Raw genomic sequence first — 14150 nt, 5'->3', positions numbered from 1 at the left:
CGATGATAAAGTGATTACAGGCTGTCGTTGATCGCCTGTGCCGCGTCGATGTTCTCTTGACCAACATCATCGGCGAATTTGTCCCAAACCGGCTTCATGGTTTCTACCCATATCGCGCGTTGTTCATCGGTAAGTTCCCGGATTTCACCACCGGCATCGATGATCGCCTGACGGGCTTTTTGATTCACGTCAAATGATTCCGCGTTCCGTGTCTCTGTGACCTCGGATAGAATGGTCAGGAATTGATCACGTACATCTGGTTCAAGACCGTCTAGCCACTCCGTTGAAGCGACAACCAGATAATCAAGAATGCCGTGGTTTGTTTCGGTCACACCGTCCTGAACTTCAAAGAACTTTTTGCCGTATATGTTCGACCAAGTGTTTTCCTGCCCATCGACAACTTTCTGTTGCAGGGCGCCGTAAACTTCGGAAAAGGCCATTTTTTGCGGGCTACCGCCGATGGCCTCCATTTGAGCGACCAGAACGTCAGAGCTCTGGACCCGGAAGCGCAAACCGTTGGCATCTGTGGGTGCGATCAATGGCACATTCGCCGACATTTGTTTCATGCCATTGTGCCAGAATGCCAACCCCTGCAGGCCTCGACGTTGCATGCTGTCTTTGAGTTCTTGACCAGCGTCAGAGCCTTGAAATGCATTCACCGCATCAACGCTTTCGAACATGAAGGGCAGATCGAACAGGCGGAATTTCTTGGTGAAAGCTTCGAATTTCGACAACGATGGCGCAGCCAGTTGAACGTCACCTTGCAGCAATGCCTCTAGCACCTTGTTGTCATCATAAAGCGTCGAGTTTGGAAACACTTCCATACAGGCGGTGCCGTTCATCTCGTCATTAACGCGCTGCTCCAACAACGATGCTGCGATACCTTTGGGATGGCGGTCAGTGTTGGTGACATGGCTGAATTTGATGACAAGTTCACCATCGTCACATGCGGCATTTGCGGAAATGGTTGTGGCGCTGAGCGCGATAGTCGCGGCCACGGCGGCGGTAACAAATTTCATGATCTTTCCTCCCAGATGCGATCAGATAAAATTCCGAGAACCTGATGAGGGTTCATGGCAGCATCAAAGCCCGATCCGCCGCACCAATCAAGGGTTGCAGGTGAAATGATTTGATAAACCGGAATATTATTTTGTTCAGAGAGTTGACGGATTATGCTGTCTCCAAGATGACACAGAAAAAGCCGCGAGTTGGACAAAATGTCCCAACTGAATGCCCCGATCCGACGTTCAAACCGGGGCATTTTTATCAGAAGCTTTGCGTGGTGTAGTCCACCTCATCTGGATAAAGCGTATCCTCGATTGATGTGGTGTGGACTTTGACCAGTTTTCCGTCAGTGACTTTTGAAATGTACTGATGGCCAAAGACCTGGTGGGTTTTGCCGTTGAACAGCTTGGCACCTTGCGGGTGTGCTTGGCTGAGCGGCATGTCGGTCATAGCCTCAACCGCTTCGATCAGGGCCGCGCGGTCGGCGTGGGATTGATAGCCTGCGGTCTCCATCCCAGCTTTGATCACATGCAGGGTTTCCCAGCAGCCGAACATGTGGGCGTAAGTGGATACATCCGACGGGTCGCTGATCGATGCGCCGCGATCATCAACACCCACTGCGGCGCGGTAGAACTGGTCATGCTCTGATTGATCATCCTGTGTGTGGCGAGGATTGCCCTCCCAGAAATAGGTGCCTTCAAGGTATTCCAGACCCGGGCTGGAGATATCAACCGCCTCAAGGCTGTCGATAAAGCCGAACATTTCGGGGCGAGAAGGACCAAAAAACTCACCTAGTTCTTTGACAAAAGTCAAAACTGCGGGGCCGACCATCACGTGGTATAAAACTTCGGTTTCGCGAGGAATTTTCGGGAAATACTTGGTGAAAGACGTCTCTGACGGAGGAATGGCAATATGGGCCAGTACCTCACCACCTTGCGCCTCAATCGCTTGAGTAAAGAAATCACGGTGATCATGACCAAAGGCAAAATCAGGGAACACCATCGTGACCTTTTTACCAAGATTTTCAGCCACAAAGGGGGCCATCGCCTGCACTTGGCTTTTTACGTCCGTAATGCCGGGCTGCAAAGTGTAACGGTTGAGCATGCCTGAGGCAACGTGATGCCCCTCGGAGACCACAAAATAAGGCAGCTTTAGCTCACCCGCACGTGGGGACGAGCCGATCACAACATGAGAAAACAACGTCCCGAAGCCGACATCACAACCATGCTGATTGGTGAATTTTTCAACCACTTCAGCACCGCGCTTGGGGTCGGTGCCGTCATCCTCAGTCACGATTTCAACCGGGCGGCCATTAATGCCACCTTGCTCATTAATCAGATCGACCGCGGCCATAGTGGTGCGGTCATACCAGCGCCCATAAGCCGCCCCGATTCCGGTGCGATGAACCTGAAAGCCGATTTTGATCGGCTCAGACGCCTGCGCCTGCGCGTAACGTGACCAGAGCGGTAGGGCGGCAGCCCCGGCTGCGCCACCGGCGAGCGTTTTCAGAACATTGCGACGGGTTGTGTTGTTTTTAGGGGTGATCATGGTGCTTTTGCTCCCAAATCCGTTTTCTGCGCATCCAATATAGGGATGGTAAGCTCCTTGTCTGAGGGGAATTTTACCGTTTGTCCAGCTTTTTACCTCGTGGAAATCGGCCTTATCATCCGCGCGGCGAGGCCAAAAGCCACAAGCCAAACACAGTATAGAACACCATAAATACTGCCAGTGGAAGCTGCACAATCAAAGCTTTCGAATGGGTGGAATGGCTGCGCAATGCCAGCAGATGCGCCAGTAAAATGGCAATGACATGGCCGACAACAACGGCCCCAGCTTGGGTTAACCAAATTGCCTTGACCGCATCTGGACGGCTGAAAAACCCGGTGGTGACGTAGACATCATTAAGGCCCAAAAATTCATTCACCAGTTTAAGAACATACTGCCCTTCAACCAGAAAGCTGGGCAGGTAATGTGCAAGGTGATAGGCTAATGCGATGGGCAGTAATGTTGGGGCATAAAGGCAAAATGCGTTCAATAGTCCTGTGCCTTTCCTGATCAGAAGATGACCAAGCCACAGGCAGGCTGTAAAACTGGCAATCAGTAATATATTTGCCAGCAACATGCCCACGAAATTGGGGACTACTACGGCGGAACGACCGGGAAATTCTAGCGGGTTGATGCCTAGTTGCCCCATCCACCAAAAGGTTTCATTGAGCCCATCAAAACTGCCACAGCCCAGCAATACCAGCATGAAAACCGCCAATCCGGGCTTGGGAATCGGGCGATGGGTCATTTGCCAACCAGACAGACCCAAAGCCAGACGACCATTTTTACACCCGATGATGGCCACCTGCCGATAGGTACGCATCATGATGGTCAGGGCCTCGGCACGGATCAACCAGACCGGGCCGAAAAGGACCAGACCCAGCAACGTCAGGTACCAGTAAATCCCTACATAACGTGCCAGTCTTGATGGGTCAGCCGGGGCCGGATCAACCATTAGAATGCAGGCAAACGCGAGAAGTAATACCACCCCGGGCCAATGTCCAAACCACCGCGGATATCGAAATGGCGGGCGTAGCCCTGTGAGCCACGCCAACCCGGCTGTTGGGCCGGTCCATGGATTGATATATTTCCAGTGGTCGCATAAAAAACCCTGAAGAAACACCAAAACAATCCACCACACCGCCCAAACCGCAAGCGGGAGCGGATTGGCCAACGGATCGCGCGTGCCGATCAAGCCCTGCCAGATCAATGCCGCAAGAACAATGGCACTGATACAGCTGATCAGATGTCGAAATGGCAAGGGACGGCAGTGCCACAGTGACCAAGTTTCAAACAGCCGCCTTGTTGCCGAGGCGGGCAGAAAAATCAGTAGTAGCAGGGTCAAGATCACCGTGGCGGCCCCTGCCATGATGTAAATATCTGTGGGTAAAAGCAGTATATATCCCTGTTCCGAGGCATGGGCATACACAGGTTCGCTGGACAGCAACCAGATTACAGTAATTGCAAACAAAACCCGGACAAAGGGGTATGATAATCCCTTTGAATATTGCTTGGATTCATGACGAGATGCGGACAGGGTTTTGAGCCTTGTTGTAAGGTTTCCAGTCGGTGATTTCTGGGTAATACATTTTGCGCCAGCGGCGAACCCGTTTGTTCATGACCCGCCGCCATAGGGGTGGCACCATCGCTGCAACGGTCATCACTGGGTAACCGAAAGGCAACTGTGGGGCCTCGCTGGCATCATAGTTTTGCAACAGTGGAAATCGTCGGTCGGGTTTGTAATGATGATCAGAATGGCGTTGCAGATTGATCAATAACCAGTTTGACCCTTTGTGTGCCGCATTCCAGCTGTGGCGCGGTTTGACGTGTTCATATTTCCCATCACCCAGATGTTTACGCGTCAGGCCGTAATGTTCGATATAATTCACCAACTCCAACTGCCAGACGGCGACAAACGCTTGCCAGATAAACAATATCAGACCAATCCAGCCGCCAAGAAGAATGGCCAGCAGTATCATTACCCCTTGCAAGCTCCAGTATTTAAAAAACGGGTTCGACAGGTCAACCCATTCGTTTCCCTTGCGGGCCAGCATTGCTTTTTCTGCATTAAAAGCAGAGATCCAGCATTGTTTAAGCACACGCGGGAAAAAGCGGTGAAACCCTTCGTTGTAGCGCGCTGTAACTGGGTCACGCGGAGTGCCAACATGGCGGTGGTGCACCAGCAAATGTTCAGACCGAAAATGTGAATAAAGCACCATGGATAAAAGAAAATCGCCCAAAAAGCGTTCGTTGCGGTTCTTTTGGTGCATCAATTCATGACTGTAGTTGATGCCGACAGTGCCAGTAATCACGCCGACCCCAAAAAAGAGGCCAAACTTCTCACAGACAGACAGATGTGATGTATGGCTGGCATACCAGATCATGCCAAACAATAGAACAAACTGAAGCGGAGCCCAGATTACTGTGACCAACCGATACCAGTTTATATGCTCATCACCCCAATTTGGATTAGCGTTGTCGAGGTTGAGTCCGAGAAAAGCATCAAGAAGTGCAAAAAAATACCAGGCAAACAATGGTAAAACCCAAAGTGCCCATCCCCCTTTGTATGCACCAAACATTACCATCGGAACAAAGAGTAATGACATCCAAAACGGGATTGCACTTCTTAGTCTGGCAAACTGATCTTGCGTGATCATCGTAACATCCGTCATCTATCGCGACTTATTCAATCATTCTAAGTGATAGGGTCGATCGCGTCACGTGCAAGCTTGAAAACCTTTTGCATTACGCTGGGGAGTTTTGACGGTGCAAATGCGTCAACCTCAACAAAATTGCCACGATCTGGGATCTGATCGTGGTTAACGCGGGCTATCCTAACTTGGAGGCGCAGATGAAAATGTGTGAAGGTATGTCGTGCCTCTTCGGGCAGAATGTACCAGTCGGCATCCATTGGGGGTGTGTCTGTAGGTGCATCGTTCCAATCGCTGCCGGGCCATCCCAGCATTCCACCTAACAATCCCCTGTTAGGGCGCCGTTCTAGCAAAAGCGCACCATCGGATCTCTGCACGACATAAGCGATGCCAAGGCGTGTGGGCTTGGGGGCTTTGCGGGATTTGAATGGCAATTCGGCCTGCGTGCCTAAGGTTCGCGCCTGACAGGAGGTTTGCCATGGGCAGATACCACAAGCCGGGGATTTGGGCGTGCAGATCGTAGCGCCTAAATCCATTATTGCTTGCGCATAATCACCGGGACGTTGCTTGGGCGTCAGCTTTTTAGCGGTTTCGGTAATTTCCGGCTTAGAGGCGGGCAATGGTGTGCGAATGTTATACACCCGCGAAATCACCCGCTCTACATTGCCATCTACAACAGTCTCTGCGCGGTCAAAGGCAATCGATGAAATGGCCGAGGCCGTATAAGGCCCGATGCCGGGTAATTTTAGCAGCTCTTTGTGGGTGTCAGGAAACGTCCCGCCATAATCTTGTGCAATGGTGCGGGCGCATTTCAACAGGTTGCGCGCCCGAGCATAATACCCCAGACCGGCCCATTCCCCCATGACGTCAGCATCATCCGCTGCCGCAAGATCAGCCACATTTGGCCAAAGGAAAGTAAAGCGTTCGTAATATTTTTTTACGGCGGCAACGGTGGTTTGTTGAAGCATGATTTCAGACAGCCAGATGCGATAAGGGTCGGGCACAACTCCTGCTGTCCGATCCGCTGGGCTAACCCGCCACGGCAGGGTACGGGCATGGCGATCATACCAGTCCAGTAAATCGGCGGCTTGTTGCGTGTCACGCATTTTTGATCCCTGTCTTGCGGCAAAGGCTATGGCATGTCATGACACATGCCCTAAGATGGCCCGCAAGTACAGGAGGCCCTATGCCCAGTAAGCGGCCCGGTTTCACGGGCTTTAAACGCACCTCGCAGCTTTTGCAGCGACCGATCCGGCAAGCGTCGGAATCGCGCGGCTTTGCTGTGTCACGGGTGCTGACGCATTGGGCTGAAATTGTCGGCTCTGAAATTGCCACAATGGGCCGCCCGGTCGAGGTATCCTATGGTCGTCAAGGCATGGGGGCAACACTTAGTGTGCTGACTAACGGTGCGTTGGCCCCCCTACTTGAGATGCAAAAAGAAATTATCCGCGAGCGGGTCAACGCGGTTTACGGCTATAATGCTATCGCACGGGTGCGTGTAACTCAGACGGCAGCATCAGGATTTAGCGACGGCAAGGTGGAATTTCTTCATCAAGCTCCAGCCAAAAAACCGCCCTCAGAGCAGGCGGTCAAAGTGGCCCGCGACAAAGCGTCAGAATTGACGTTGCCGGTCGGGGATAGCACTTTGCGGGAAGCGCTCGAAATTTTGGGACAGAATGTTCTGTCCAAAAACAAATAACAGATCAATAAGGTGAAACAGATGAAACGATTGTCTCTTGTCGGAACAGTGGCCGTTGCAGCCATCGCTGCCGGTGCCTGGTGGACGAACTCCACCCCGGTTGCGACACCGGACATGCCATATGGCGCGGTAAACGCCCAAGAAAGCAGCGATGCCGCTGAAATTGATACCTCATCAATCGTTGAAATGACATTGGGCGCAGAAGACGCTCCAGTAACGATTATCGAATATGCCTCATTCACCTGTCCGCATTGTGCCAGCTTCCACAAAAGCGCGTTCAAACAGTTGAAATCGGACTTTATCGATACTGGTAAGGTCAAATTCATCTACCGCGATGTGTATTTTGATCGCTTCGGCCTGTGGGCGTCCATGGTCGCGCGTTGTGGCGGACAAGAACGGTTCTTTGGCATTTCGGATATGCTGTATAATCAGCAAAAAGACTGGCTGGCTGGTGGCAAAGACCCAGTTGAAATTGCCGATAACCTGCGTCGGATTGGCAAAATCGCTGGATTAGAAGAAGAGCAGCTGGATGTCTGCCTGAATGACAATGAGAAGGCTAAAACGCTTGTGGCTTGGTATCAGGAACATGCAGAGGCTGATCAAATCAGCGGCACGCCTACCTTGATCATCGATGGCAAGAAGCACAGCAATATGAGCTATGATGACCTCAAGGCGCTGATCGACGGCAAACTTGAGTCGTAATCCGAGCTATAATCCAAGTTTTGATAGGGCGGCATCCAGTGGGTGCCGCTCTTTGAATTCCAGCCGTACGGGTACTGTCAGTACATGACCGCGAAATTCAGGAGGCAAGCGTACGGCGTCTTTTTCGGTTGTGACCAGTTGCGCATTCAAAGCCTGTGCTTGGCGGCTCAGGCGGGTCATCAAAGCAGGGCTGAGGTTTTGATGATCCTCTAATGGCTCTGCATGAACCAAAGTGGCGCCCAAACTACGTAGGGTTTCAAAAAATTTCTCTGGGTGACCAATTCCTGCGAAGGCTAGAATTCGGGTGCCTGACCAATCCATGCCTGTATTGAGTGGTGCAAGATGACCCTTGAGGTGAGGTATGGAAACTTCCGCGGCCCAAGTGGTCAGAAAACTATCTTGAGCCGAATTAGAGCCTATCGAGAGTAGAAGGTCAGCGCGTATCATTCCAATATCAACAGGCTCCCGCAGAGGGCCTGCGGGAATACAGCGCCCATTACCAAAACCTTTGTGGGCATCGACTACAACAATCGACAGATCCTTGGCGATCTGCGGGTTCTGAAACCCATCATCCATGATGATCACCTGCGCGCCTGCAGCCTCAGAGGCCTGTGCGGCAGCAGCCCGGTCTTTGGCCACAAAGGTGGGAGCAAACGCCGCAGTCAACAGAGGCTCATCGCCAACATCATTTGCTGTATGTTGCTTGGGGTCGACCTGAACCGGTCCTTGCAGCTTGCCGCCATGCCCACGTGACACCACATAGGGGGTGTGACCTCGTGCCTGTAACTCCAAGATCAACGCGATCACAGTCGGTGTCTTACCTGTTCCGCCGGCATTGATATTGCCAACACAAATCACGGGAATATCGGGCCGGTGCTTGGCGTTTTGCTGCAAACGGCGGGCGGTGGCTTGGGCATAAATCCACCCCAACGGTGCCAATAGTCGGGTACGTAGCGATGGCGTATCTGGAGGCGTGAACCAAAAGGTGGGCGTGCGCATTATCGTGTATCCATCTGGTCAAACTGATCTTGGACCAGATCAGTGATCTGGTCCATCACTCCGGCCCCCTGCGAAGCTACATCCCAAGCTGCTAAAGCCATCTTTGCAGCCTGTTCCGGCATTATTAGTCTCTGAACACCGATAGTTAATGTACGCGCATCGGTAATCGCCCGTGCCGCGCCAGATTTGGCGTATCGGTCATAGCTGTTTCGATAGCGGCGAACGTTTGGCCCGTACAATATGGCTGAACCATGAGCCGCAGGCTCGTTGGGATCGCGCCCGGTTTGGCCGGTTCTTAATGAGCTCCCCATAAAGGTTACCGGTGCAATACGGTACCACAACCCCATTTCGCCACGAGTATCGGCCAGAATAACTTGGGTGGTTTCCTCAGGAAACTGTCCGTCTGACCAGTTAATGCAGCGCCATTTTTGCTGTTTGAGCGCGGCGCTATATGCCTCGGTTTGTTTCAGGTCATCAGGTACAATGATTAGCAAAGCCCGATGTGACAGCCGACATACCTCACGATGTGCGGTTAAGACGGCCTCAATCTCTTCAGGTTGCAGCATCGCAGCCATCCATACTGCCCGCCCTCGTAGCAAGACCGATAATTCATCACGATCCGTTTCTACATAGGGCAGCACAACCGCGCCTTCCAAAAGCGGGCCGGTGATTTCGATAGAGACGCCGCCCAGATCCATTTTTCGTAGAAAATTATGGGTTTTGGAGTCACGGGTGCGAATGTGGGTGAACTTTTTTAACGACGCGCGTGACACATCCGGAAACCAACGCCAGTTTTGACGGCCCAGTAGTTTTTGTTCAGCATCTATAAGAAGCAGGGGGATGTTTGCTCGCTCCGCACTGGCCAAAATGTGTGCCTGCAGCTTTCCTCCTGTCCAAAGACACAAATCGGGCTTCCAGTGGGTGATGAAATCTTCGGCCGCATTGCGCCGGTCTTCTGGCAGGGGTTGCCAGATTAGGCCATTGCCCGCGCGATCAGGCGGTGAAAGTTTCATCGAGGTTGTCAAAAGCACATGCACGTCGTCGCCTTGCATCACCAGACGTTCGGCTAATTGAACAAGCGCGTCATAACGTGCGGAATCAATTGCATGCGCCCAAATTAGCCGCCCCTTGGGGCGTGACGTACGGGTTTGTGAGGACGAAGTTACAGAACGACGTGCCGCTGGCAGATAATTTTTTATCGGCAATTGGCGCATCATTGTTGCAATTAACCCAACTCTTCTGTGGCAGAGGCGGCAATATTTTCGTCGCGCAGGCGGTGAAGGTGGGCAATGAAATACCGCATATGAGCATTATCAACGGTTTTTTGTGCCTCTTCTTTCCAGGCATTATAGGCCGTATCGTAATCCGGAAAAATCCCAACGATATGTAAACCACTGACATCCTTGAATACATTTTTTGAAGGTTCGATCAGTTCCCCCCCAAAAACGAGATGCAGGCGTTGTGCCATTTTGTGATCCTTTCGGCGGTATGAAATTGCCGGCACACTATTCGTTTACTGCCCGGGGTCAAGCGTACCAGTTAAGCATATGGAGCGGCGTCTGGCTTGACCTCGACAAAGAAACCGGCCAACCACAAGGAAATGATGCCATCAGGGTTATTCAGATGTCTAAGCCATTCTTGATTTTTCAGCTTCGGCCTGAAGACGAAGCTGCTGACGATGAATTTGCTGCCTTTCTGCGCAAAGGGGCATTGGATTCGTCACAGGTGCGTCGAATTCGCTTGGACCAGATGCCTATGCCGAATGATCTGAACCTCCAGGATTACGCTGGGGTGATCGTCGGGGGTGGTCCGGGCTGTGTTAGTGATGACCCGAATACCAAACCAAAGATCGAAGCCCGGATTGAAGCAGACATATTGTCTTTGATGCCTGAAATATCTGATAATGATACACCATTTCTGGGTTGTTGTTACGGTATTGGAATTCTTGGGAAGCATTTGCATTCTGATGTTAGCAAACGCGCTTATGGTGAACCGGTTAGCGCTGCAGATTGTACCGTGACTGAAACTGGAAGATTAGACCCTATTCTAGCAAAAATACCTGAAAAATTTTCTGCCTTTGTGGGCCATAAGGAAGCTTTGCAAGAACTGCCTGATGGCTGTGAACATCTGATTAGCGCTCCGACTTGCCCGTTTCAGATGGTGCGATACAAAAGCAATGTATACGCGACACAGTTCCACCCCGAAGCAGATGCTGACGGATTTTCCACACGTATAAATATCTACAAACACCGCGGCTATTTCCCACCCGAAGACGCTGATGCATTGATTGCAATGTGCCACGCCGCTGATGTGTATGCGCCAGAAGTCATTTTGCGGAATTTTGTCCAGCGATATGCGGTTTAATCCGCGTAAGTTCAGTCGGCTTTTTCACACCTGCTGACAAGCGAACAATCCGACAGTTTCGCCACGATGGTGCAAGTGCGATTGCGACGAGCCGCAAAAATGCATAGCTAAGACACAAAGGAGATACGCCCATGACCAATCCGCTTTTGTCTGAATGGACAACCCCGTTTGAAATGGCCCCGTTCGACAAGGTAAGCGATGCTGATTTTGCCCCCGCGTTTGAGGTTGCACTAGCGGAAGCTAAGGACGAAATTGCTGCGATTGGGCAACAAGATGCCCCAGCCACATTCGCCAACACGATCGAAGCATTAGAGAGTGCAGGCAAACAGCTGGATAAGGTTTTATCGGTTTTCTTTTCCATGGCAGGCGCAGACAGCAACCCAAAGCGGCAGGAATTGCAGCGTGCTTTCAGCCCGAAATTGGCGGCGTATTCATCTGATATATACAGTGACAAAGCCCTGTTTTCCCGCATTGAAACCCTATGGAAGCAGCGTGATGTGCTGGAGCTAAGCGAAGAGCGGGCTCGGGTTTTGATGCTAACCTACCGTGGATTTCGACGATCTGGAGCGGCACTAACCGGATCGCAAGAAAGACGGATGCGTGAAATTATGACGCGTTTGGCTGGATTAGGCACTGAATTTACCCAAAATCTTTTGGCAGATGAGGCCAGCTGGCAAATGGAATTGTCAGAAGTTGATCTGGAAGGGTTGCCCGAATTTCTGATCACGGCCGCACGTGCTGCGGGTAAGGAAAAAGATCTGTCAAACCCAGTGATTACTCTGTCGCGGTCGCTCATTGTTCCGTTCTTGCAATTCTCCCCGCGTCGCGACCTTCGGGAAGTGGCTTTTCGGGCTTGGGCGGCGCGCGGAGCGAATGGGGACGCTACAGACAACCGGGTGATCTGTGCCGAAATTCTGGCCCTGCGGCACGAGCGTGCCAATCTTTTGGGATATGATAGCTTCGCCGATTTCAAACTTGAAACCGAAATGGCCAAAACACCAGACGCTGTGCGTGACCTGTTAATGGCAGTTTGGGCACCCGCCAAAGCGCAGGCCAACGCTGATGCTGACATACTGACCAGTATGATGCAGGCTGATGGCGTAAATGCCGCCCTGCAACCGTGGGATTGGCGGTACTATGCCCAGAAACGCCGCAAAATAGAACATGATCTGGATGAGGCTGAGCTTAAACCGTACTTTCAGTTGGATCGCATGATTGACGCTGCCTTTACCTGCGCCAATCGTCTGTTTGGGTTGGAATTCAAGCCGCTAGATGTGGCTTTGTACCACTCTGATTGTCGCGCGTGGGAAGTAACGCGTAACGGCGAACACGTGGCTGTTTTCATCGGGGATTACTTCGCGCGTGCGTCCAAACGTTCGGGTGCTTGGTGCAGCGCGATGCGAGGTCAGGCGAAATTCCCCAAGGTTCAAGGGCCGGTGGTGATTAATGTGTGCAACTTTGCCAAGGGTGACCCTGCCCTGCTGTCTTATGATGATGCCCGCACGTTGTTTCATGAATTTGGTCATGCCCTGCATCAGATGCTGTCGGATGTGACGTATGAATCGGTATCTGGCACAAATGTTGCACGCGATTTTGTTGAGCTGCCAAGCCAGCTTTATGAACATTGGCTAGAGGTTCCTGAAGTGTTGGCGGAATTCGCCACGCATGCGGACACTGGTGCCGCCATGCCCAAAGAACTGCTCGACAAGGTTTTGGGTGCTGCGACATTTGATATGGGTTTTCAGACCGTGGAATATGTCGCGTCGGCTTTGGTTGATCTGGCTTTTCACGAAGGCGCGGCCCCGTCCGATCCGATGGCGAAGCAGGCTGAAGTTCTGGACCAGATTGGCATGCCGCTGGCGATTACCATGCGTCATGCAACCCCGCAGTTCGCGCATGTCTTTTCAGGTGATGGCTATTCCAGTGGTTATTACAGTTACATGTGGTCCGAAGTAATGGATGCCGATGCCTTTGCGGCCTTTGAAGAGGCTGGAGGGGCGTTTGATGTGGAGCGTGCCAAAGCGCTGGAAACGCATATTTTGTCGACGGGTGGCTCCAAAGATGCCGAGGAATTATATCTTGCCTATCGCGGCCGTTTGCCGGGGGTTGAGGCTTTGCTGAAAGGCCGGGGATTGGCCGCATGACTCCGCAAGAGATTGAAAACCTTCCCTATCGCCCTTGCGTAGGCGTAATGCTGGTGAATGATAAAAACGAGGTGTTGGTAGGTCAGCGGCTCGATAATGAGGCGCCTGCGTGGCAAATGCCGCAGGGCGGTGTTGATCCGGGTGAGGACCCCCATGATGCCGCGTTGCGTGAGCTTTGGGAAGAAACGGGCGTTTTGCCTAAATTAGTCTCTGTTTTGGCTGTAAGCAAAGACTGGATACCCTATGATCTTCCGCATGATCTGGTGCCCAAAATCTGGAAAGGCCGCTACCGTGGGCAAGAACAAAAATGGTTTTTGTTGCGGTTTCACGGAATCGATAGTGACGTAAATATCCAGACGGAGCATCCGGAATTTTCACACTGGCGCTGGCTACCAGTGAACGATCTTGTCGATAACATCGTGCCGTTCAAACGGGAAGTGTACCAACAAGTCGTTCAAGAATTCGGAGCGCAGCTATGATCTTTTCCCGTAATCTTATTTTGGCGACTGCGCTTGCAGCCTGCGCCCAGCCGGCTTTATCTTTATCGTGCCTGCCACCGGACGTGGCGCGGACGTTTAAAACCGCATCAGAGGTGGAAGATCTTTATGTTATCGTCCATGGTGTTCTGTCATTTGATGAAAAAAGAGTGCCAAAAGAAGATTTCGATAATCAAGAGAACACCCCACCTGATACCTTTGTTCCTGCAACCTTAAAGGGACGTTCATTGGGATTGGATGGCTATTCTCAGTCCTTTGATCAAGACATCACTCTGAATGTCCGTTGTTTTGGACCATGGTGTGGTGGCGCTAGATCTGGTATTGAATATCTGGCGTTTCTTAAAAAAGATGATGACGGCTATTTGCTCGAGCTCGACCCTTGTGGCGGCATGGGTTTTGGCCAACCGACAAAGGAAATGCTTGATACATCTGCACTATGTATGCGCGGTAACATCTGCAAAGAAAAAGCGTTCTAATCGTATTCGAAGAATGTGGAGCCAGTGTGCCCGATACGAGCCGGGTCGCGTTAGCGACCCGGAGCTAA

14 protein-coding genes are annotated in these 14150 nt (G+C 51.8%); 6 read left to right on the top strand and 8 right to left on the bottom strand.

Annotated elements, in window-relative coordinates; genetic code table 11:
* Positions 1-14 precede the first annotated feature (14 nt).
* From D9A02_RS05415 to mutY, 5 genes are all read right to left on the bottom strand, one after another.
* Positions 15-1019 carry a DctP family TRAP transporter solute-binding subunit gene (locus D9A02_RS05415; RefSeq protein ID WP_120499977.1) on the bottom strand — a complete coding sequence of 335 codons (1005 nt, stop codon included), beginning with the start codon at positions 1017-1019 and terminating at the stop codon, positions 15-17.
* Positions 1020-1266: 247 nt separating this feature from the next.
* Complete coding sequence (locus D9A02_RS05405) at positions 1267-2553, bottom strand: ABC transporter substrate-binding protein (RefSeq protein WP_120499975.1); 1287 nt, start codon at positions 2551-2553, stop codon at positions 1267-1269.
* 115 nt (positions 2554-2668) lie between these two features.
* Positions 2669-3919 (bottom strand): hypothetical protein, encoded by a 1251-nt coding sequence (locus D9A02_RS05400; protein WP_254054558.1) that lies wholly within the window; start codon positions 3917-3919, stop codon positions 2669-2671.
* A gap of 148 nt (positions 3920-4067) precedes the next feature.
* Positions 4068-5207 carry an alkane 1-monooxygenase gene (locus D9A02_RS05395; RefSeq protein WP_120499973.1) on the bottom strand — a complete coding sequence of 380 codons (1140 nt, stop codon included), beginning with the start codon at positions 5205-5207 and terminating at the stop codon, positions 4068-4070.
* A 38-nt stretch (positions 5208-5245) separates the two neighbouring features.
* Entirely contained in the window at positions 5246-6307 is a 1062-nt protein-coding gene (gene mutY, locus D9A02_RS05390; RefSeq protein ID WP_120499972.1) for an A/G-specific adenine glycosylase, read from the bottom strand.
* An 80-nt stretch (positions 6308-6387) separates the two neighbouring features.
* Here mutY and D9A02_RS05385 point away from each other — a divergent pair, with 80 nt between their 5' ends.
* Both D9A02_RS05385 and D9A02_RS05380 read left to right on the top strand, forming a co-directional pair.
* Positions 6388-6900, top strand: a complete 513-nt coding sequence (locus tag D9A02_RS05385) for a DUF721 domain-containing protein (RefSeq protein ID WP_120499971.1) — start codon at positions 6388-6390, stop codon at positions 6898-6900.
* A gap of 21 nt (positions 6901-6921) precedes the next feature.
* On the top strand, positions 6922-7602 hold the full coding sequence (locus D9A02_RS05380; RefSeq protein ID WP_120499970.1) for a DsbA family protein: 681 nt from the start codon (positions 6922-6924) through the stop codon (positions 7600-7602).
* Between the two features lie 6 nt (positions 7603-7608).
* Here the strand turns inward: D9A02_RS05380 and lpxK are convergent, their stop codons facing one another.
* Genes lpxK through D9A02_RS05365 form a run of 3 tightly spaced genes read right to left on the bottom strand, consistent with a single transcriptional unit; the run spans position 7609 to position 10069 of the window.
* A complete protein-coding gene (lpxK, locus tag D9A02_RS05375; RefSeq protein ID WP_120499969.1) occupies positions 7609-8601 on the bottom strand; it encodes a tetraacyldisaccharide 4'-kinase in 993 nt (330 codons plus the stop codon).
* Positions 8601-9815 (bottom strand): 3-deoxy-D-manno-octulosonic acid transferase, encoded by a 1215-nt coding sequence (locus D9A02_RS05370; RefSeq protein ID WP_254054579.1) that lies wholly within the window; start codon positions 9813-9815, stop codon positions 8601-8603. The genes lpxK and D9A02_RS05370 overlap by 1 nt, the downstream gene beginning before the upstream one ends.
* Before the next feature lie 11 nt (positions 9816-9826).
* Positions 9827-10069, bottom strand: coding sequence for a DUF4170 domain-containing protein (locus D9A02_RS05365; RefSeq protein WP_120499967.1), 243 nt, complete (start codon positions 10067-10069; stop codon positions 9827-9829).
* Positions 10070-10224: 155 nt separating this feature from the next.
* On the opposite strand from D9A02_RS05365, the gene D9A02_RS05360 reads away from it, so the two are divergent.
* The 4 genes from D9A02_RS05360 to D9A02_RS05345 all read left to right on the top strand — a co-directional run bounded on the left by D9A02_RS05360 (position 10225) and on the right by D9A02_RS05345 (position 14082).
* Complete coding sequence (locus tag D9A02_RS05360; protein ID WP_120500399.1) at positions 10225-10965, top strand: glutamine amidotransferase; 741 nt, start codon at positions 10225-10227, stop codon at positions 10963-10965.
* 131 nt (positions 10966-11096) lie between these two features.
* Complete coding sequence (locus D9A02_RS05355; protein ID WP_120499966.1) at positions 11097-13109, top strand: M3 family metallopeptidase; 2013 nt, start codon at positions 11097-11099, stop codon at positions 13107-13109.
* The gene (locus tag D9A02_RS05350; protein WP_120499965.1) at positions 13106-13588 is read left to right on the top strand and encodes an RNA pyrophosphohydrolase; all 483 of its coding nucleotides are present in this window, start codon (positions 13106-13108) and stop codon (positions 13586-13588) included. Before D9A02_RS05355 ends, D9A02_RS05350 begins: the two co-directional genes overlap by 4 nt.
* Positions 13585-14082, top strand: a complete 498-nt coding sequence (locus D9A02_RS05345) for a hypothetical protein (protein WP_120499964.1) — start codon at positions 13585-13587, stop codon at positions 14080-14082. Before D9A02_RS05350 ends, D9A02_RS05345 begins: the two co-directional genes overlap by 4 nt.
* Positions 14083-14150 lie beyond the last annotated feature (68 nt).

The organism is Roseovarius sp. EL26 (assembly GCF_900327775.1).
GTDB lineage: Bacteria > Pseudomonadota > Alphaproteobacteria > Rhodobacterales > Rhodobacteraceae > Roseovarius.
Note: the sequence above shows the minus strand (reverse complement) of the source record. Positions and strands in the feature narration are given on the sequence as shown.

Excerpts from the sequence above, each read along its gene's own strand:
- D9A02_RS05415 (WP_120499977.1), bottom strand. The coding sequence starts at position 1,019 with ATGAAATTTGTTACCGCCGCCGTGGCCGCGACTATCGCGCTCAGCGCC.
- D9A02_RS05405 (WP_120499975.1), bottom strand. The coding sequence starts at position 2,553 with ATGATCACCCCTAAAAACAACACAACCCGTCGCAATGTTCTGAAAACG.
- D9A02_RS05400 (WP_254054558.1), bottom strand. The coding sequence starts at position 3,919 with ATGGCAGGGGCCGCCACGGTGATCTTGACCCTGCTACTACTGATTTTT.
- D9A02_RS05395 (WP_120499973.1), bottom strand. The coding sequence starts at position 5,207 with ATGATCACGCAAGATCAGTTTGCCAGACTAAGAAGTGCAATCCCGTTT.
- mutY (WP_120499972.1), bottom strand. The coding sequence starts at position 6,307 with ATGCGTGACACGCAACAAGCCGCCGATTTACTGGACTGGTATGATCGC.
- D9A02_RS05385 (WP_120499971.1), top strand. The coding sequence starts at position 6,388 with ATGCCCAGTAAGCGGCCCGGTTTCACGGGCTTTAAACGCACCTCGCAG.
- D9A02_RS05380 (WP_120499970.1), top strand. The coding sequence starts at position 6,922 with ATGAAACGATTGTCTCTTGTCGGAACAGTGGCCGTTGCAGCCATCGCT.
- lpxK (WP_120499969.1), bottom strand. The coding sequence starts at position 8,601 with ATGCGCACGCCCACCTTTTGGTTCACGCCTCCAGATACGCCATCGCTA.
- D9A02_RS05370 (WP_254054579.1), bottom strand. The coding sequence starts at position 9,815 with ATGCGCCAATTGCCGATAAAAAATTATCTGCCAGCGGCACGTCGTTCT.
- D9A02_RS05365 (WP_120499967.1), bottom strand. The coding sequence starts at position 10,069 with ATGGCACAACGCCTGCATCTCGTTTTTGGGGGGGAACTGATCGAACCT.
- D9A02_RS05360 (WP_120500399.1), top strand. The coding sequence starts at position 10,225 with ATGTCTAAGCCATTCTTGATTTTTCAGCTTCGGCCTGAAGACGAAGCT.
- D9A02_RS05355 (WP_120499966.1), top strand. The coding sequence starts at position 11,097 with ATGACCAATCCGCTTTTGTCTGAATGGACAACCCCGTTTGAAATGGCC.
- D9A02_RS05350 (WP_120499965.1), top strand. The coding sequence starts at position 13,106 with ATGACTCCGCAAGAGATTGAAAACCTTCCCTATCGCCCTTGCGTAGGC.
- D9A02_RS05345 (WP_120499964.1), top strand. The coding sequence starts at position 13,585 with ATGATCTTTTCCCGTAATCTTATTTTGGCGACTGCGCTTGCAGCCTGC.